Annotated in this window: 20 protein-coding genes and 1 tRNA gene; 18 read left to right on the top strand and 3 right to left on the bottom strand. The window is 36.9% G+C overall.

All coding sequences use genetic code 11. From position 1 onward, the window contains the following. Positions 1–138 precede the first annotated feature (138 nt). From ACPUEN_RS11710 to ACPUEN_RS11645, 14 genes are all read left to right on the top strand, one after another. On the top strand, positions 139–807 hold the full coding sequence (locus tag ACPUEN_RS11710) for a DUF2971 domain-containing protein (RefSeq protein ID WP_425636054.1): 669 nt from the start codon (positions 139–141) through the stop codon (positions 805–807). Positions 808–810: 3 nt separating this feature from the next. Continuing rightward, complete coding sequence (locus tag ACPUEN_RS11705; RefSeq protein ID WP_425636053.1) at positions 811–2349, top strand: WG repeat-containing protein; 1539 nt, start codon at positions 811–813, stop codon at positions 2347–2349. Between the two features lie 459 nt (positions 2350–2808). Beyond that, on the top strand, positions 2809–4374 hold the full coding sequence (locus ACPUEN_RS11700) for a reverse transcriptase domain-containing protein (protein WP_425636052.1): 1566 nt from the start codon (positions 2809–2811) through the stop codon (positions 4372–4374). Positions 4375–4386: 12 nt separating this feature from the next. Continuing rightward, positions 4387–4683 (top strand): hypothetical protein, encoded by a 297-nt coding sequence (locus tag ACPUEN_RS11695; RefSeq protein ID WP_425636051.1) that lies wholly within the window; start codon positions 4387–4389, stop codon positions 4681–4683. A gap of 455 nt (positions 4684–5138) precedes the next feature. Then, positions 5139–5504 (top strand): hypothetical protein, encoded by a 366-nt coding sequence (locus ACPUEN_RS11690; RefSeq protein ID WP_425636050.1) that lies wholly within the window; start codon positions 5139–5141, stop codon positions 5502–5504. 3 nt (positions 5505–5507) lie between these two features. Then, positions 5508–7259: a GmrSD restriction endonuclease domain-containing protein gene (locus ACPUEN_RS11685; protein ID WP_425636049.1), complete on the top strand. Its 1752-nt coding sequence runs from the start codon at positions 5508–5510 to the stop codon at positions 7257–7259. 4 nt (positions 7260–7263) lie between these two features. Then, a complete protein-coding gene (locus ACPUEN_RS11680) occupies positions 7264–8559 on the top strand; it encodes a hypothetical protein (RefSeq protein ID WP_425636048.1) in 1296 nt (431 codons plus the stop codon). A gap of 9 nt (positions 8560–8568) precedes the next feature. Beyond that, complete coding sequence (locus ACPUEN_RS11675) at positions 8569–9081, top strand: hypothetical protein (RefSeq protein WP_425636047.1); 513 nt, start codon at positions 8569–8571, stop codon at positions 9079–9081. Positions 9082–9175: 94 nt separating this feature from the next. Further along, positions 9176–9580 carry a terminase small subunit gene (locus ACPUEN_RS11670; protein ID WP_425636046.1) on the top strand — a complete coding sequence of 135 codons (405 nt, stop codon included), beginning with the start codon at positions 9176–9178 and terminating at the stop codon, positions 9578–9580. A gap of 21 nt (positions 9581–9601) precedes the next feature. After that, a complete protein-coding gene (locus tag ACPUEN_RS11665) occupies positions 9602–10555 on the top strand; it encodes a hypothetical protein (protein WP_425636045.1) in 954 nt (317 codons plus the stop codon). Between the two features lie 78 nt (positions 10556–10633). Then, the gene (locus tag ACPUEN_RS11660; RefSeq protein WP_425636044.1) at positions 10634–10939 is read left to right on the top strand and encodes a helix-turn-helix domain-containing protein; all 306 of its coding nucleotides are present in this window, start codon (positions 10634–10636) and stop codon (positions 10937–10939) included. Continuing rightward, positions 10936–11340, top strand: coding sequence for a hypothetical protein (locus ACPUEN_RS11655; protein ID WP_425636043.1), 405 nt, complete (start codon positions 10936–10938; stop codon positions 11338–11340). Before ACPUEN_RS11660 ends, ACPUEN_RS11655 begins: the two co-directional genes overlap by 4 nt. Continuing rightward, positions 11334–12260 carry a hypothetical protein gene (locus ACPUEN_RS11650; RefSeq protein WP_425636042.1) on the top strand — a complete coding sequence of 309 codons (927 nt, stop codon included), beginning with the start codon at positions 11334–11336 and terminating at the stop codon, positions 12258–12260. The genes ACPUEN_RS11655 and ACPUEN_RS11650 overlap by 7 nt, the downstream gene beginning before the upstream one ends. A 162-nt stretch (positions 12261–12422) precedes the next feature. Beyond that, positions 12423–13166: a hypothetical protein gene (locus tag ACPUEN_RS11645; RefSeq protein WP_425636041.1), complete on the top strand. Its 744-nt coding sequence runs from the start codon at positions 12423–12425 to the stop codon at positions 13164–13166. Positions 13167–13234: 68 nt separating this feature from the next. Here the strand turns inward: ACPUEN_RS11645 and ACPUEN_RS11640 are convergent. From ACPUEN_RS11640 to ACPUEN_RS11630, 3 genes are all read right to left on the bottom strand, one after another. Beyond that, positions 13235–13316: transfer RNA gene (locus ACPUEN_RS11640), tRNA-Leu, on the bottom strand. Positions 13317–13405: 89 nt separating this feature from the next. Continuing rightward, positions 13406–13705, bottom strand: a complete 300-nt coding sequence (locus tag ACPUEN_RS11635) for a putative quinol monooxygenase (RefSeq protein WP_425636040.1) — start codon at positions 13703–13705, stop codon at positions 13406–13408. Beyond that, positions 13705–14475: an SAM hydrolase/SAM-dependent halogenase family protein gene (locus ACPUEN_RS11630; protein ID WP_425636039.1), complete on the bottom strand. Its 771-nt coding sequence runs from the start codon at positions 14473–14475 to the stop codon at positions 13705–13707. Before ACPUEN_RS11630 ends, ACPUEN_RS11635 begins: the two co-directional genes overlap by 1 nt. Positions 14476–14582: 107 nt before the next feature. Here ACPUEN_RS11630 and ACPUEN_RS11625 point away from each other — a divergent pair, with 107 nt between their 5' ends. From ACPUEN_RS11625 to ACPUEN_RS11610, 4 genes are all read left to right on the top strand, one after another. Beyond that, complete coding sequence (locus ACPUEN_RS11625; protein ID WP_111610615.1) at positions 14583–15572, top strand: PhoH family protein; 990 nt, start codon at positions 14583–14585, stop codon at positions 15570–15572. Next, positions 15541–15975: a GNAT family N-acetyltransferase gene (locus tag ACPUEN_RS11620; protein WP_425636038.1), complete on the top strand. Its 435-nt coding sequence runs from the start codon at positions 15541–15543 to the stop codon at positions 15973–15975. Before ACPUEN_RS11625 ends, ACPUEN_RS11620 begins: the two co-directional genes overlap by 32 nt. Before the next feature lie 125 nt (positions 15976–16100). Beyond that, entirely contained in the window at positions 16101–16676 is a 576-nt protein-coding gene (locus tag ACPUEN_RS11615; protein WP_425636037.1) for a DUF3575 domain-containing protein, read from the top strand. Positions 16677–16799: 123 nt separating this feature from the next. Beyond that, entirely contained in the window at positions 16800–18734 is a 1935-nt protein-coding gene (locus ACPUEN_RS11610) for a ComEC/Rec2 family competence protein (protein WP_425636035.1), read from the top strand. Positions 18735–18761 lie beyond the last annotated feature (27 nt).

Here is an 18761-nt window from a genome sequence, read left to right as displayed (position 1 = left end):
TTGGGTTTTTGATGGTTTTTTTCAGGGCAAAAATTAATTCTTGTAGTGTCTGAATCTATTTTTAAATATTATCGAGGGGATGACTATTCGTTGGACTGTCTTTCTAGCAAATATTTGTGGTTTTCAAAACCTCCTTATTTGAATGATCCATTTGATTGTTCTATGGAGCATTTGATCTCCAGAGAATCTCAGCTTTCCAATGAAGGCAAAGACTTTATAAGAACGAATACCAAAGAATTTGGGGTTTGCTGCTTCTCAGAAGATCCTTTAAATCTTCATATGTGGTCGCATTATGGGAATTCATATAAAGGCTTTTGTCTGGAATTTGATAAAGAAATTATTCAAAGCTTTTGCTCTGATTTATTTCAAGCAAATTGTGAATTGCTTCAATGCAAGTACGACGAATACCCAATTAATTTGGACGAAAGGATTACTTGGGAGATAGATGGGGATTATATTCAAGAAGTTCCTTTGCGATGGATTTTGGAGTGTCCTAAGAAAACGGATAGGTTATTTCAGATGCTCCTACTTCAAAAGAATGAAAAAGTTTGGGGCCAAGAACAAGAGTGGCGAATTATTCTTAGTGGGAGAGCAATTAGGAATGGTGCTAGGAACCATGCGCACAAATCTAATGGCTATAGGATACCACTACCAGAAGGAGCTATTAAATCAATTTTCTTAGGTCCTAACATGAGTGATCCTGATAAAGAGAAAATTGAATTGATTAATCAAGAGTTTTATGCAGGAAGTATTGAATTGAAGGAAATAAAGTTGGATCATAATAATTGGGGATTGAGATATAAATAAAAAATGAAGGATTTTAAAGAATTAATACCCTTTAGAAAAGGGCATTTATGGGGGTACTGTGATAGAGAAGGTAATGTTCTATTGGAGCCTAAATATGGGATTCTTTCAGGGTTTAAATATGAATTGGCATACTTCGCACATCCATTTAACCCTGGAACTAAGGAGCCTATAAGTTTAGGGATTATTAATAGAAATTTTAAAATAGTTCGTGACCCCAAAAATTCCAAAATTGACATTGATTTGGGGCAAGTTATTTTAGATAATGTACTTCCTTGCGAATACAAATTCAACTTTTTTGGATCGAAAGACCTAATTAATAAAAGCAATAGATTTCGTTCAGATCAAAAGTTCAGATCAAAGTTTCTTTTAGGAGAAGATCAGTTTTTGGGATTTGAAATAGTGAGTTCGAATTACAACTCTCGACCTTTCTTTAAGCTCCATTTTGTAAATGAGCATGACACGCCTTTAGATGTAAGTTTATTGCCGAAAAAGATTAAGCCCTCTGTTGCTAGATTCCTTATTTATTTGAAATGCCAATTTGGAACAACTCACATTAACGGCTTTGCTGGTCATTACTTAGAGTCTGGTCAATTAGCTATTCCTTATTGTTACAATAAGCTGTCTGATTATTTTAATGGTGTTCTTATAGCAAAAAAAGAAGGGAAGAGTACTCTCATTTCAGAAAGAGGAAAATGTTTAACCCACGAAGAATATGATGAGATATATTTTAATGCTTCAAAATGTATCTGGGAAGGAATGTTAGATAATAATAAGTATGTATTGGCCCAGTTTACAGAAGATTTTTTTTTCGTTTTTGAGTATCTAGATAATTCACAAAATAACTTCATTATTGACAAAAAAATCGCTGATTCTCCTAGAGAAAGGTTAAGAGGTTTATTACATGGTAAAAAGCCGCTATATGGCTTAAGTATAGAAAAGAAGTCAGAGGTTGTGAAGTTAATTGAACCATGCTTTGATTCTATTAAATTATTGTCTGATGAGTTTGCTGTTTTTGAATTAAACCAAGGGCAAGGAGTAATAAATGATAGTGGGATTATTGTTGTTCCCAATAAGTATAAATCAATTGAATTGTTGGGAAGGAGTTTGTTTTTATGTCACGAAGCAGGTTTTTTGAGTTTTACTTATAGTTTTTATGATTCTGAAGGTAACAAGCTTGCAAAGCATGACTTTTATGAAGGACAATTCGAATATCTGAATTATTATAGACATGACTTTCAAATACGTATAAAACCTTGTCGGTCCACACGTTTATTAGTTTGTTATATAGATTCTAGCCTAGGGGGGCAAATATTGTTAGGATATGTAAGCTATAAAGGAGATAAATTCTGGGCGGGCATATTGAAATTTTATTTTAAAGAGTCCGATGATATTTCAATGGACAGTAAAAAAGCGGAAAACTCTAATCAAGATTATTTTGAAGAATCTGGTTTTTATGAAGAGGCACGAGATAATCCATGGGATGAGGTCTTTGGGCCAGGCGAAGAAGCTGATGATGCAAATTGGAACACTAGAGGAGAGTGAAGAGAATAGATTATTATTTACTTATGAAAGCTTCTGAGAAAAATTAAAATAATAATATTACTTTAGTTCTAAGCAGTGGGAGAAGCCGAAGTATGCGTTTAATGGTATAGAGAAAAAATTCTCTTGTTACGCCCAACTTGATCTAATGAAAAACGGTTGGTGCCAAGGAATTCCAGAATTGCAAACTTCCTGAGGATTATTTCCCCTAGGATGCGAGCAACGATGTGTACCAGTAGTCTTCTGACTATTCGGTAAGCCTTGTAACGTGTGTGTTTCTTTAGAGATTTCATATTTCTAACAAGTAATATACAACAATAATTTCGCTACCCAGCTTGAGTCGGAGCGGCATTTGGTGAGTATTTCCAAGTGTCGAAATAGCATGCATACTTCTGGAAACCATTTTTGGTTTCTGTAAAAGCAAATAGCTTCGCACGGGTCTCCCCTGCTTATTTTTTAAATATGAAAAAGCAAAAGGATTGGTTCAAAATAAAAAGATATCCTCATATCGGGCTACCACTCGATGGGAGAGACCGTTTTAAATGGATCGAGCCTTATATAACAGATCCTGAAAAGATTGCCGTTCATCGATTTTTACCATTTATTCATAAATCACTTACTGTTAAGAAATTCAGGAAAGTATATCTTAAAGAGACTGGGAAGCTTGATCCGGAATTTTTAAATGTAAAAAAACCTATTCGTAATCCCGACAAGAAGGTAAGGGAGCTGTTTTATGCTAGCCACCTTGATTCCCTTGTATTTAGTTACTATTCCAAACTCTTAAATGACGCATACGAAAGGAAAATTAAAGAGACTAATTATGGTTTATCAGAGGTAGTCAATGCCTATCGTTCTGTGCCGGTTGATCCCTCAAAGGAGGATGGTCCCAACAAGTGTAACATTGATTTTGCAAATGATGCATTTCAATTTATCAGAGGATATGAACAGTCTGAGTTCGTGGTTATCGCATTTGATATCACAAGTTTTTTTGATCATCTCAGCCACAAGCTTCTAAGGGAAAGATGGTTTGATGTCATGGGTTCAGAAGAAGGTTTTAAAGAAGGGAAGCTTCCTCCAGATCATTTCAATGTTTTCAAGAACATTACTCGATTTAGCTATATTGACATCGTCGATATTTTTGAGGAATTCAAGGATAGGATAATTACACGGAAAATAGGTAAGGACGGCACACCTGGGGCAATAAAAAACAAGCCCTTAAAGAAAATCAAATACCTCCGAAATCAAAATGCAGTTGCTTTTTGCGAAAAGCCAGATTTTTTACGAGTAAAAGGAAAGTTGTTACAGCCCTCAAAAACCAAGAAGCTTAAAGATGGTAGTATCGTTAAAAGGGATTTTGGGATCCCCCAAGGTTCTCCAATAAGCTCAGTTCTGGCAAATATTTATCTTTTAAATTTCGATAAAGCTGTCAACGACTTTGTTTCTAAAAAGGGATTGTTTCGGAGATATTCAGATGACATCATAGTGGTCTGCCCAAAATCCATGAAAAAAGATGTAGAAAAATTGGTGTCTATTGAGATAGAAAAAGTTTGCTTAAAGATTCAACCAATTAAGACTCAGGTATTTCACTTTGTAAGAGAATCTGTAGATGAATTGAAATGTGGGCAAGAGTTTGAAACTGGGATAAACTGGAATAAGAACCTTGTTTATTTAGGGTTCGAATTTGATGGAGAGTACTCGCTTTTGAAATCTGCAAGCCTTTCTGGGTATTACAGAAAAATGAAGAAGTATGTCAGAAGGGCTAAGCATTATTCCACCAAGCGTCATTCTAAGTCAAAAGGAGAGATATTTAAGAGGCGAATTTTCAAGAAGTTTTCTTACAAAGGAGCCAGAAGGTTGAGGAAATGGATTTGGAATGACAAGCTTACAAAATTCGAAAAGTCTGATTATTATAATTACGGAAATTTCCTCACCTATGCATTTAAAGCTGCTGCCAAGATGAAAAAAAACAAAATCAATAGTCAAGTAAAGGGACATTGGCGAATTTTAAATGAAATGTTAAAAAAGTAATATTCAATTAAAATGGCAATCAAAGGAGAAACGTATAGTCTAATTGAAGTTGAAAGTTATATTCCAGACAAGAGATCTGGTCGCTATGGTGAAGTTCATATAAGGCCAGTTCCAGGACAGGCTGGGTTTGATCCTTCCCTACATGTTCAATGCTCTAAAGATTTGAGTACGGAACACCCTGTGGGTACACGTTTCCTGATCAAAGGAAAGTTGAATGATTTGAAAGGTGGAGGTAAGTTTATTTATAGCTCCTATCAATGGACATATGAGGTGATTTCTATGGGCAAGGGGCCAATAATTAAAGGCTAATGGAAGTCGTTGAATTTAATAGAGATCTGTTAGAAGATATATTCAAAGAAGCTGAGTCTAATCTTTTATCAGAAACTAATATTCGATGGTTCAGCTATGATATTGATTTTATATGTCAAAATCGAATAGATCTTATTGATTTGGTGAAGAATGAAGCAATTGTTTATTGCATTTGGATATCAAATGGATCGCAAGCTTCTCCTGTTTACATAGGACATTCATCCTCCAAGCTTTCACGGCAAAGAATTACCAATCATTTTGTGAAAAAGAACCCGAGGACTGGGTCCCAGCTTGAAAGAATCAAAGTGGTTCTATTAGAGGGAAGGAAAGTTGGTTTTAGCTTTTTGAAAATTGAACCGGATTATATGAGGAAACCTTTGGAAGAATGGTTGATCTTACGGAATCGAGAAAAGTTAATTTGGAATATTCATGGAAAAGGAAAATTGATTTGAAGTATGGAATCAGGAAAGATTTATTGGTTGTTTGGAGATTTTAAAATTTTAAACACAAAGGATCCCGATTGTTGGGATTCAGTAGCTAAAATTGAACCAAATAGCTGGCTTTTGGATCCAAACATGATTAGGTTTTATACTGAAGATGATGAGAATGGTTCTGGATTAACTGTCAACATGGTTACAGATACTTCCAATTATTATAGAGGAAAAGCTATAATTAGTGAAACAGGGGAAGAATATGCAAAAGTAGAGGGTGAGCTATTTGAAAACACTAACAAATTTTTGCTAAAAGGCACTTGGATTGAATTTAATGATGATAGAGAAGATTTTTATACTTGGATTTTAATCCTAAAGAAAAAGAAATGATTTATGGCAACACTTTTTAAAGAAGTAAACTACAATCTGGCATCTTTGATCCAGCAAATTGATTTAGGATTAATCGGGCTTCCAGATATTCAGCGTCCATTTGTATGGAAGGATATCAAAGTTCGGGATCTGTTTGACAGCATGTACAAAGGCTATCCGGTGGGTTACTTTCTGTTTTGGGCCAATGCCAATATTGAAGGAACCAAAGGAATTGGAACGGTTGCAAAACAGAAGCATCCCTCTCTTTTGATTGTCGATGGACAGCAGCGACTTACTTCTCTTTATGCTGTTATCAAAGGTCAGGAAGTGATTAGGGAGAACTATGAAAAAGCGAAAATCATTATTGCATTTAATCCTCTGGAAGAGAAGTTTGAAATCCCTGATGCTGCCAAGAAAAAGGATCCAAGACTGTTCCAGAATGTTTCTGAAATCTGGGTGCCGGATGCTGATATTCATGAGATAGTTGAGGAATTTATTGAACGATTGAATTCAATTAAGGAATTGACAAAAGAAGAAATCAAGAAAATTAGAAAGTCATTTCATAATCTTGAAAAGCTTGACAATTATCCTTTCTCCGCACTTGAACTTTCTTCTGAAATCAATGAGGAGCAAGTTGCCGACGTATTTGTGAGAATCAATTCCCAAGGCAAAAAGCTGAATCAAGCAGACTTTATTCTTACCCTGATGAGTGTGTTTTGGGAAGATGGCAGAAAGGACTTGGAAGAATTTTGTAGGCTTTGCAGACTCCCAAGTAAGGAGTCAGCTTCCCCATTCAATTACTTGATTGATCCGGATCCTGATCAAATGTTACGTGTTGGAGTTGGTCTTGCCTTTCGAAGGGCTCGTCTTCAGTATGTTTACAGCATTCTCCGAGGAAAGGATCTCGATACAGGTGAATTCAGCACCGAGCGGAGAACGCTTCAATTTGGTAGGCTGCAAGAAGCGCAGAGCAAGGTTTTGAATGTGGTGAATTGGCATGAGTTCATCAAAGCAATCAAACAGGCAGGATTTGCACGAAAGGATTACATCAGTTCATCAAACAACCTGCTTTACTCTTACATTTTCTTTTTGATTGGTAAGGAGGATTTCAAGATGGATTTGTACGAGTTGAAAAATCTGATTGCAAAATGGTTTTTCATGTCATCGATCACGCAGAGATATACCGGTTCTCCAGAGACAGTGATGGAGATTGATTTGGCCAAGTTGAGAGGAGTTGAAACAGGTGCAGCATTCAAGCAAATTTTGGAAGATATCATTGAGGCACAGCTGACGGATGATTTTTGGGATATTAGACTCCCTTTGGATTTGGCTACATCATCTTCCACATCTCCATCTCTATATGGTTTTTATGCTGCTCAGTACGTCCTTGGTGCTTATGGAATGTTTAGCAAGTTGAAGACTTCAGATTTGTTACAGGAAGGCTTACGTAGTAAAAAATCAGCATTGGAGCGTCATCACTTATTTCCGAAATCCTGGCTTGAGAAGAATGGCTTTTCAGATCAAACAGTAAGGAATCAGATTGCTAATTATGCTTTGGTGGAATGGAGCGACAATATTAATATCTCAGCAAAGCATCCTCGTGAATACTTACCATACTACTTGGAAAGGTTGAAGCCAGGAGAAAAGGAACAGCTGTATTACTGGCATGCACTTCCAGAGGATTGGCAAGAAATGGAGTATCTGGAATTCTTGGAAGAGCGAAGGAAATTGATTTCGAAGGTGATTCGGGATGCGTATTTTGTGGTTAAAAATTGAATAGATGAAGTTGAAATTTGAAAGTTGGGTAGAAAATGCAAATTCTATTAATGATGAGGCAAAATCACTTTTTGTAGAGTCAATCGTCTGCTATAAGGCTGGTGCCTGTAGGGCATCTCTATTACTATCGTATTTAGCTTTTACAACTTGCCTAAAACATCGATTTTTGAATGGAGATAAGCCGATAATTTTTCCCCAAGGTGAATGGGATGAATATTTAAAAAAAGTTAGAAATGAAGATAAATGGGAATCAACTATTTTTGATTTAACTCAATTGAAAGAAGTTCCTAATCAAGATAAATCAATAAAAAAATCTCCAGTTTTCACAATTTCGGATTCTCTGAGAGATGAAATTAAATATTGGAAAGATAGAAGGAATGAATGTGCTCATAATAAGGATAGTTTGATATTAGAAGCCCATGTGGAAGTTTTTTGGGCATTTCTTCAATCAAACTTGGGTAAGATTACAATAGAAGGGGGAATGGACTCTCTAATTCAAAAAATAGAAAAGCATTATGATGTGAATTTTACTCCTAAAGGAAGGGATGTAACTCCATTGATAAACGAAATTGAATCAGCTGTTCCAAAAGGGGAATTGCTAGAATTCTGGAAGAAATTATTTCCTATTATCGATCCGACCTTTCCTGATTTCTTTTGGGACGAAACAATTTTGAACTTCTTAGATTTGTTATTGCAAAAAACTTCTGCTTCTGTAATTAACTCATTTTACGATTTTTTAAAATCTGATAATAAAATTTTGGTTAATGTATTGAGTGAAAGACCTAGGTTTATTATTGAGCTTGGCTTTAGTGCAGAAGAAATTAGGAATTTTTGGAAAGTTAAAATTCAAGATGTTTCTGGGGGGATTGATATTTATGCAAACCTTGTAAGGAATAATATGATTCCAAATGCAGAAATTGATGAAGCTAATTCTCATCTCGTCACCACGATTAGACTTTATGTAAGTGATATGGAAAATCATTTAACATTAGTGAAATGTGGTTTTTCTAATGTATTGAGAGAATATCTGCTTTTAAATTGCCAGAATAAAGACTTCAATTGGATGAATAAAAAATCGCTGCTTATTTATGGGTATTTGAAATTTAATGGTATTGACAGTGAATGGTTAGTTGTAATAAATAAGGTTTTTGCCAGAGAATATTATCCTTTTAGATTATTGGATAGATTAGATAGTTTAATTAATGAAAATCCTTCGATTAAGAAGGATTGGCTGGATATAGCAAAGGCTGAGAATGTTGATATTTCAGACCCTATACTTAAAATATTAGTTCACCAATAATTTAAAATAATGAATAAACCAGATTTACATTTTATTGTTGATGAAGATTTTAATCTTTTTGATTTGAGTCATCCCATTAATTCAGATAGAATAAAACCACTAATTTTTATACATTCCAGTTACAGGAAGAGTACTCCAACGAAAGCTTGGAATTATTTCGATCATAGGTATTTCAACTATGATCATTCGGAAAATCGACAAAAAGTAGAACTTGGTAAAGGTAAGAAGGGAATTGTGGCGGCCACTATACATGAGGTGTGTGAATTTGAAAGTAATGGGATTAAAGTTTACCTAGAATGTATGGAGTCTTGGGGTCTAGTTGGGCTAACATCATCGGGAAGTGTTATGATTTTAGCTAATATTCGGGACAAAATAGGAGACGAAAGGAAGTTTAGGTTTCAACAATTCGAAAAAGGCAGGAAAAGTTTTGTACAAGTTTTTTCTTATCTAAGGGAATTGAAAATTGTTAATAGCCATAAGGAAGCATTGAAAAATGATGAGTTTAAACATCTCAGAGTTTGATTATCATAATTTGAGGAGACCCTTCATTCCCTGCTTGAATTACTTTACCATTTACTCAATTATAGTTAGATTTTGTTGACTAGGCTTAATGGCAATGACACCAAAAGAAATCTCCTTCGCTGAAAACTACCTCTGCACCTTCAATGCAACTGAAGCAGCAAAAGCAGCAGGGTACAGTGAGCGTTCTGCAAGACAGATTGGATATGAAAACCTGACAAAACCTTACATTCAAGCATACATTCAGGAGAAAACGAATTCAAATCTAGAGAAGCTTGGAATTACTCAAGAACGGGTATTAAAAGAACTAGCAAACATTGCCTTCTCTAATGTCACAGATTTTTTTGAAGGCGATTGGACACTAAAGGAATTGGCAGATATACCTAAGTCAAAATCGGCAGGCATCAAAACGCTGAAGAAAACCAAAACAGGTGTGATGATAAATATGCATGATCGACTTGGTGCTTTGTTAAAACTATGGGAGTTGGTTAAGGATAAATAGTAATTTTTTCAAGGCCTCGAGATGATAGAAAAGCACGTCAATAAATTTTTAGAAGAAGTTCAAAAATACGGTGAAAAAAAATCCGAAAAGGATCTAGCCGAATTGAAAGTAAAGGCGACTCAGATACTGGAAGCATTCATCTTCAAGAATTTGAGATTGCAAAATCCTAATACATATTCTTTAGCATTCACACATAACTATATTCCAATAGAATTTGATGCTCTAAATCACACAAGGAGTGCGCTTTCATCTCTTTTAGATTTAATCAAGGAAGGAGAATATTTAGAGCTGCCATATTCTAGGGAAGTACGCTCAGCTATTTACTATTCTAAAACAGAAAAGAGTATAAGGGAGTCATTTGAAGTGTTTGAAGAACTTTTTTCTAAATACCCAGGTCAAATTGATGCGGTATTCAAAGATCTTAACAGATTTGCAAAAATTCTCTCGCAAGAAGGACTTTCGAAACGATTGGAAAAGTTCGGTGGAGATCTCAATTCTGAAATCGATTATTTGGAGCGTTTGCAAGAGGATGTTTTAACTTGGGATGATTTCCGGCTCTTTTATGGAAATGAATCCGATTTGATGGCAGCTAGATTGCAGAGGTTGTTGTCAGCGAAGATTGCAAGACAAGAGATGGTTGGTGCACGAGGTGACATAGAGAAGAATCACGATTTGGAAAATGCATTCCCTGAGATTTTTGCACCAAATGGATACAGATTATTTGATTCGCTGGTAAAAATTATAGTTAAAAAAGATCATGGTTTTCAGGCGGAAGTTGGTCATTTTTTTAGATTGATGGAATACGATTCTTATGCCAAAAAGGGAGATACTCGGTTTATGGACTGGTTTGCAGGGAACTATCCTAATTTTCCGGAGTTGATCAGGATGCGGCTTCTAAAAGAATTTGTAGGACCAAGTCACGAGGCTCGTGAAAGGCGCTATTATGATGTTAAGCATCAATTGAAATTGAAGTAAATCCAATTTTTTTTTCAATGTACATTTTTTGTGCATTCTCTTGCACAAGCCTATTGGGATTATTGCATAGATCAAACGATGAAATCTATGTATTCTCAAACTATTCAAATAACTCAACTTACTCCCGAACAATTCGAGGAGGTGATTAAGAAGGTAGTCAAATCTCAATTTGAATCCCTCTTAAAAGAAATCCCTTTAGAACAAAAGAAAGATGATTACTTAACAAGGAAGCAAATCTCACTTTTGTTTCAAGTCCCATACAGCACAATACATAATTGGTGCAAGAAGGGTAAATTAAAGCCATATGGAATTGGGAACAGGGTCTATTTCCTGAGATCAGATATCGAAAAGGCTCTCATACCATTAAATCAAGAGGGGATATGAAAGCAAACAATTCACCCACAATGGTCATCGTTTACCAAAGAGGTAATAATGACAGTGATTTGTTTCATATGCATGATTGGAGGTCTAATCATGCAGATGTCCTATGGGTCGCTTTATTGTTAGATTGTTTGCCGTCTAGTTTAGTGATAAAGTCTAGTCAGCTTTCAAAAAAACAGCTGGCCTTTAATCCGGATGGAACAACCAATTATTTTTTGACACAGGTTCCTGAGGATAGCAAATTTGAATTTAAGGATTTAGTGTTTAACCCTTTTTTGCCGGAAACAGGTCTCAATGAGCTGAAAGCAGGATTAAGACTGAACTGGAAAAGCTTGACTCTAAGATTTGAATTTCCTATTGAACAAAGCCATTTGGAAGTATTAAAATTAAAAGGGCGATGGTAGATGACTTGAAAATTGAAATCGCAATCGAGCCACCTTTTGAATTCAAAGAAAAAGTGACTTATCCGTTTGAATATTATGGGCTTTTTTTTAGTCCGGAGTTTAATAAAAGTGGAGATGTGATATCTTATTCTGGCAAAAAGGAAAATCTCTATGTAAAGATGATCTCAGGAAAGCTGTTGGTAATGAATTCCTGGCATAAGTTTCAACAAGGCAACAATTATTCTGATTTCACATGGAAAAACCTGCAGGACTGTTTGCAAAATCTTGCCAAGATATTTGGTGAGGGGTTTTGGGAAGCCCGCATAACAAAATTGACTACCTCTGTGAATTTGCATTACGATGCAACAGGGGTTATTGATAACCTGATTTCTTATAAAGGGAGTCCTATGGAGCCTATGAGGCCTAGAAATAGCAGTAAAGCTTATGGGAAGAGGTTCGCTACTACGCATTATAACATAAAGGTGTATGACAAAAGTTTTCAGGTCAATAAAGAAGACCGAATTTCTATTTTACCGACGATTAGAATAGAGAAGGAAATGAAGCTACCTTATTTTCAAAAAAGGAGAAAGAATCCTATTAAAATCTATACCCCATCTGATTTGCTTAATCCAGTCTCATTCGATTACCTAGCATTCGAATTGTTTGAAGTCATATGGTCATTAGGTTTTAAATATGGGATTGATCCTATGAAGGTTCATGACTTTCATGATGCTACAGTAGTTGTTTTCATGGGTGATCCAGATTACAGAAAAGTACTGAAGAAGAAGTCAAATTACCGAACCTATAAAGGCCATGAACGGAGGTATGAGGAACTGCGGAATGAATTTCGGATTCAGGATTGCAATGAAATTTTAAATATATTGCTTGAAGATAAGATAATTCAATTGAGGCCTGTTGAGGTAGCCCAAAAAGCCATGTAATTATTGCATGGTTTTTTGTTTTGAAATTGTTTGTATTCGCTGCAGTGTTTTTCTCAAGTAGGAATTTCCAGAAAATCTAAGCACTTATATCTTGTAGTATAGCAGAAAAGGATTGTACTTTTTACAATTATACCATGTAGGAAGAAATTGTTATTTTGAGACATGGGAAAAGTAGGCCGGATCAATAGACAGGAAAGAATATTAAAACTAGTTTCATGGGTGATGTTGGCTCTGGTGTTTGTGGTTTTTTTAGTGCCCTTAATCTGGCAGGAAAAGTTTTGTTTTTCTTTAATAAATTATGCCATGTTTGTTGGCGGTCTTGCAGGCCCCCTGGCTGCTTTGGTAGGCTTTATTTATGTGTACCTGACTTTTCTTGGTCAACAAACGCAATTAGATGAGCAGAGGGAGAGACTTGATAGGGAGGAAGCATCTAAAGAGTTTGCAGAGTACTTGAATCTTTGGATTGAATTTAGATCAAAGGTGAAATACACTTGGAATAAGGAGTCTGGGGCAAAAGCTTTTGATTCCTATTGGAAAAATGTCCGAAAAGCTGTGAAAGGTGATTCAAAAAAAGAATTGGGGTTTGATATAAATAGTCCTAAAGGATTTAAAGAATCACTTCTCCATCACCTAAGTAATAGCTCTTTTAACACTTCAACAGGTCAATATGATACTTTTAAGAAGCTGGTTTATCCTCTACTTGAAATGGCTGAAAGAGGTAAGCTTGAAAGTAAAATACAATATTTAGAGAACCTTTTAAGTGAAGGAGAAAAAGCAGTCTTGATTTATTCAGCGTCATTCATTGATAAGAAGGGATTTGCAATTTCCCTTTTCAAGTCTGGATTCTGCAAAAGTATTCCCGATGATTATTTGATATCAAAAGAACACAGAGACCTAATTTTCTGAAATGTTTGCCAATAGTTTGCCAAAAAATGCAAAAACCCCTTCAAAATCGCTTAAGAAGGGGTTTTGTGTACCCAGAGCCGGAGTCGAACCGGCACGCCTTGCGGCATTGGTGTTTGAGACCAACGCGTCTACCGATTCCGCCATCTGGGCATTCGGTAAGTCTGGCCTTACACCAGACTTGGCTCCATCACTTGCGTAACGGGATGCAAATATGAGGAAAGAATCTTTTTTCTACAAACTCATTTTTCTACTTCTTCTACTTTTCTTGAGCTAAAAGCCAAGGGTTTCTCAGAGAATAGTGTTTTGGTAAACGACCAGACAGTTTTAAAAAGCTCAGAATCACGGTATTGATTCAGCATTTCCTCGCTTTCCCAATGGCTGTGTGTCAGGAAAATATTTTTCTCATTCTCATCTTGCCAAAGCTCCAAATAATGACAACCGGGGGAATTCCTGATAGATTTCTTATTTGCTTGGAAATTTTCCAGGAATTCAGCTACCCCTTCTGGCTTGAAAGTCATTCTTACAACTCGGATTAGCATTAGGCATGGAAGGTTACGTAAACGACACTGTCGTATTTAAGACCGAGCAATTCACCGCCATGGCCATGGTTTATTCCGATTTCCAATAGGTTCAAGCTGTTGAAGAAAGCGAAGCAGTCTCCAGGTTCCACTTGATCGTAGCCATTGTGAAGTTTGTTCACTGACTCTCGACCAAATTCTATGGTGAATTTGCCTGGGCTTAACTTTTCGAATACTTCTTTATTAATATTCGTGATCAGGTTTCCATAGCGATCTACTCGAAGAACATGACCGGTGATGTGCTCGCGAGTAGCTTTAGGATGTCGCGACATGAGTTTTCGGAAGTTTTTCAGTGGCCCACCGAAATCATGGATCGCAGCTCCACTGGCAACTTTTGCAGCGATGGGTGCCAAAATATCTTTTGTAGGAAACGTGGAATCTTTCAAATGTATATCTGCAAACTGAACCATTATGCCTGGCTCATGATCTGCCAACAGACTTAAAATCCCATTATTTGGTCCTACAAAAATGTGTTCTTCCAGCTTTACACCGATATACCCATGCGTGATACTTCCCGTAGTGTTTAAGGATACCAGATGGACGGTGCCTTTAGGGAAATCTCTGAATGTGGATCGTAATACAAATGCTGCATGAGCGATATCAAATGCCTCGATATTGTGAGAAATATCGATGATGTTTAACTGTGGATTTACGGCAAGCATTTTAGCTTTTACTGCCGGTACGTAGTAATCTTTGTCCCCAAAATCTGAGAGGAATGTAACCAATGCCATAGAAGCAAGTCAATTAAAATTTTTGTACTTTTGTTTAGGAGGGATTGGAACAAAAATAGAAATTTTATTCTTCTACCTTCAACGATAATCTAATCAATAATAAGAGTTTGGTCGAAAAAGTAATCACGTTAGAAAATGTTCCCTTGGCAGAATTTCTAGGCGAAGCCAATGAGAATATACGGCAAATTGCCGCTGCCTTTCCCCAAAGTAAAATTATTTCTCGAGGCAATGAGATCCGTATCCAAGGCGGAGCTCCTGAGATTCTGAGGATTAACGATGTTCTGAATTTGTTATTGGAGCACGTGGATCGATTCGGTCATATTACCCCTGAGAATGTTAAAGACTATTTGGATGTGGAAGGAGTTCCTTTTGAGGAGGCTAACAGGGATCAGGTTATTGTTTTTGGAAACAAAGGGATAGTAATCAAGCCTAAGTCAGCTAATCAACGAAAACTGGTTGAATCTGCCATGCAGAATGATCTGGTTTTTGCCTTAGGGCCTGCTGGTACGGGAAAAACATATATAGCAGTAGCACTTGCCGTTCGGGCTTTGAAAAATAGAGAAGTTAAGCGGATCATCATCACTAGGCCAGCTGTGGAAGCTGGAGAGAACCTAGGATTTTTGCCTGGCGATCTACAAGAGAAATTGGATCCGTATTTAAGACCAATCTACGATGCGCTTCAGGATATGGTGCCACCTGAAAAGCTAAAATACTACCAAGAAACCCGTGTGATCGAGATTGCACCTTTGGCTTATATGCGCGGAAGAACCCTACATGATGCTTTTGTCCTTCTGGATGAAGCTCAGAACACAACAAATGAGCAGATTAAGATGTTCTTGACTCGTATGGGGCCAAATTCCAAGGTGATAATCACAGGTGATCAGACTCAGGTGGATTTGCCTGTGAGGCAAAAAAGCGGATTGTCTGAAGCGCTAAAAATCCTCAAAGATGTGAAGGGAATTGGTGTTGTAAATCTTAGTGGTAAGGATGTGATCCGACACAGACTAGTGAAGTCTATTATCGAGGCATACGAGAAAGATCATTATTACAAAGAACAAGAGAGAAATGAGTCTCAAAGTAGAAAAAATAACCCGTGATGATCAGCTGAAGGCTGCTTTTAAGATCAGAGAGCAGGTTTTCGTGGTAGAGCAGGGGGTGGACCCACAGGCTGAATACGATGAGTATGAAAGTCAGTGTTCCCATTTCTTGGCCTGTATGGATGATCAGCCTGTGGGAGCTGCACGATGGAGAATAACCCCAAATGGGGTGAAATTGGAGCGTTTTGCAGTGTTAAAAGATGTACGGGGGCAAGGTGTAGGGCAAGCATTAGTCGTTGCTGTCTTGAAAGATATTGAGGCAACACCAGAGGCAAACGGGCTCAAAAAGTATCTTCATTCCCAGCTATCTGCAGTCCCACTTTATTCAAGATTTGGATTTGAAAAAGCTGGAGATATATTTGAAGAGTGTAATATTATGCACTATAAAATGCAATTGGCTTAAGTATTGCCTCTTATTCGAAAACTAATTATAGAAATATGAAATCGAGCATAACGAATACGTTAAACACTGAGATGATTATTTCTTAGGCGAGACTCCATATGACCATAGAAAACAATTATAAACAGATGAAAAAAATTATTTTTACTCTTACTCTGATTCTGGCATTTGTGGTGACCGGATTTTCACAAGATGTGATTTCTAGCAGCGGCGGCTCCACTCCCAGCTATGGTGGTTTTTCAAACGAAATTCACGTCAATTTTCTTAATTTAATTTGGTTTGGGTCGTTAGAAGTAGGCTATGAGCGCTACTTGAGTGATGATCATTCCTTGGAATTTAAAGGCTTTATTAACGATCGTTTTGGGATTAATAATGAGAAAAACGGCAAAAAATATAAAACCAATTCGTTACAAGCTTCCTTGAACTTTTACTTTGGTAAAGGTAACAGTGGTCGTTTTTTCTTATTCCCTTTGGCTAAACTTCGATTAGGAGATTTTGAAGAGCCTGCAGATGGAGGAGGAGTTCAAACAACTGATATGACAGCATTTATCCTAGGTGCCGGTGCAGGATATAAGTGGGAATTGTCTAAAAACTTTGCGTTTGGACCTTTCGCGAGTGTGGGTAGAAACTTCAGTGATGATGTTTCAGACAGATTTGCTGGTATAGAATTCAATGCAGGATTTAATTTAGGCTATAGATTCTAAATTTACTTCAACATACATTATTTGAAGAGCCCAGTTTGGGCTCTTTTTTTTGTCTTACCTATTTAGAAAGTTGTGAGCTTTTATGAAAAAAATGAAGTAAATTAATTCTTTAATTTTTTCAATATGAGGTTTGCTGACTTTCCATTTTTACGGTATCTGCCTTTTGTTTTGATCGGGGTTTTTTGGGGCAACTCGAATGGGACTCCTGACCTGATGGTCCTTTCAATTATACTAACCCTATTTTGGCTGGTTTATTTGATTCTAGTTTCTAAGCAGGAAAAAAGGAGGATGGTATTTCAGCCAAGCTACCTGGCTTATATGGCATTGATATTCTTTGGGGCACTTTTGGTTTTATTCAAGCAGCAACAAACTGATGTCAGCACGGAGATTCTATATTCACAAAGCTATCTCGCTGAAGTGGTAGCCTACGATCAACAAAAGCCTAATTCTTTTGAGAATCTTCTGGAAGTGAAATCTATTTTCGCCGATGGCGCATGGAAAGATGCACAGGCCAAAGTCTTGATCTATCATCAAAATGAACAGGGACTAAAACCAGGGCATGTGTTGATGGTGAGTAAAAGTCCAGAGCAAATAGCTGCTCCACTCAACCCATATGAATTCGATTATCGACAATATTTGGCTAGGCAAGGGATTTTCTTCCGTCAGTTTATTGGTAAAGATTTCCAAGTAGTTGATTCGACTGCTGGTGTTGGGTTTGAATACTTTTTGGTGAATTTGAGACATGACATCGGAGAGATGCTCAAATCGAAAATTCCTGATGAAAACGCAGCTCAAATCGCATTGGCGTTGCTACTTGGTCAGAAAAAAGAGCTTGATCCGACTATTAGAGAAGCATACACTCAAGCTGGCGTTATGCATATACTGGCCGTTTCAGGACTTCATGTGGGGATTATTTATGCCTTGTTCATACTGATATTAAAGCCGCTCAAATTGAAAAAAGAAAAAGCTAGACTTTATCTTCTTTTCGTCATTTTTATCATCTGGCTTTACGCATTTCTCACTGGATTGTCACCATCTGTGGTAAGAGCGGCAACGATGTTTTCTTTGCTCACATTTGGTCAGATGCGAGAGCGGCGTCCATCCATTTATAATATCCTAGCCTTTTCAGCGATCTTGATGATTACAATTAATCCTGATGTGATCTACGAAGTAGGGTTTCAATTGTCCTATTTGGCAGTATTGGGGATTGTGATGATTCAGCCTTTAATTCTGAATTTGTGGTTGCCAAGACATAAGATTCTAGAATACATCTGGCAATTGATTACAGTTAGCTTTGCGGCTCAACTGGTTACTTTTCCGCTTTCTATCTATTACTTTCATGTCTTTCCAACCTACTTCTTGATAGGGAATTTGCTGATTTTGCCACTTGCTTTTGTCATTATGCAGGTAGGAGTTCCTTTAATGATTTTCGGGTGGATTCCAGTTTTGGGTGATGTTCTAGGTTGGGCTTTAAGTTGGTTGATTTGGGCTCAAAATTGGGTTGCTGAAGCTATCCGGTTAATTCCCGGTGGAAAACTAGATCGGCTGACCATAGAGTTTTCAGGGATGATACTCGTTTGGGGAATACTTTTGATAGTAGCTTCTTGGGAGTTTGGGTCGAAAAGAAAATTAACTTGGCTAGCCTTGACTTTAATCTTTCTTTGGAGCGCATTTCAATTTTATTCCGAATTGCAAAGCCCTTCCCGAGAGTTATTTGTCTATCAAGGAAAGAAGTCTCAGTTGTTTGATTTTTCTATTTCCGGAGAAATTTATTCCTGGAACCAAGGTCTTGAAGGAGGAGAGATCAGCTATTCAGTGGACCCCAATCGAGTTCAAAATCAATTCACTCAATTCCCAACTTCATTACTTGTGCACGAGCTGGATTCAGGAAAACTAGACTTCATTGGAGCTGACTTTAGCTTTGATCCAAAACATAAAAGACTCCAGTTTTTAAAGCCTCCAAAATCAATTTATAGTTGGGCTGGTGGTAAGTGGGTTATCGTGCCAGCACAAAATACGCTGGAGGTTGATTCGGTAGCATACCGAATACTTTTCTGAGTTTGATTTTGCAAAGCCTGCTATTGA

Origin of the sequence: Algoriphagus yeomjeoni (genome assembly GCF_049821175.1) — a bacterium.
Lineage (GTDB): Bacteria > Bacteroidota > Bacteroidia > Cytophagales > Cyclobacteriaceae > Algoriphagus > Algoriphagus yeomjeoni_A.
This window is presented reverse-complemented; position numbering and strand designations above follow the sequence as displayed.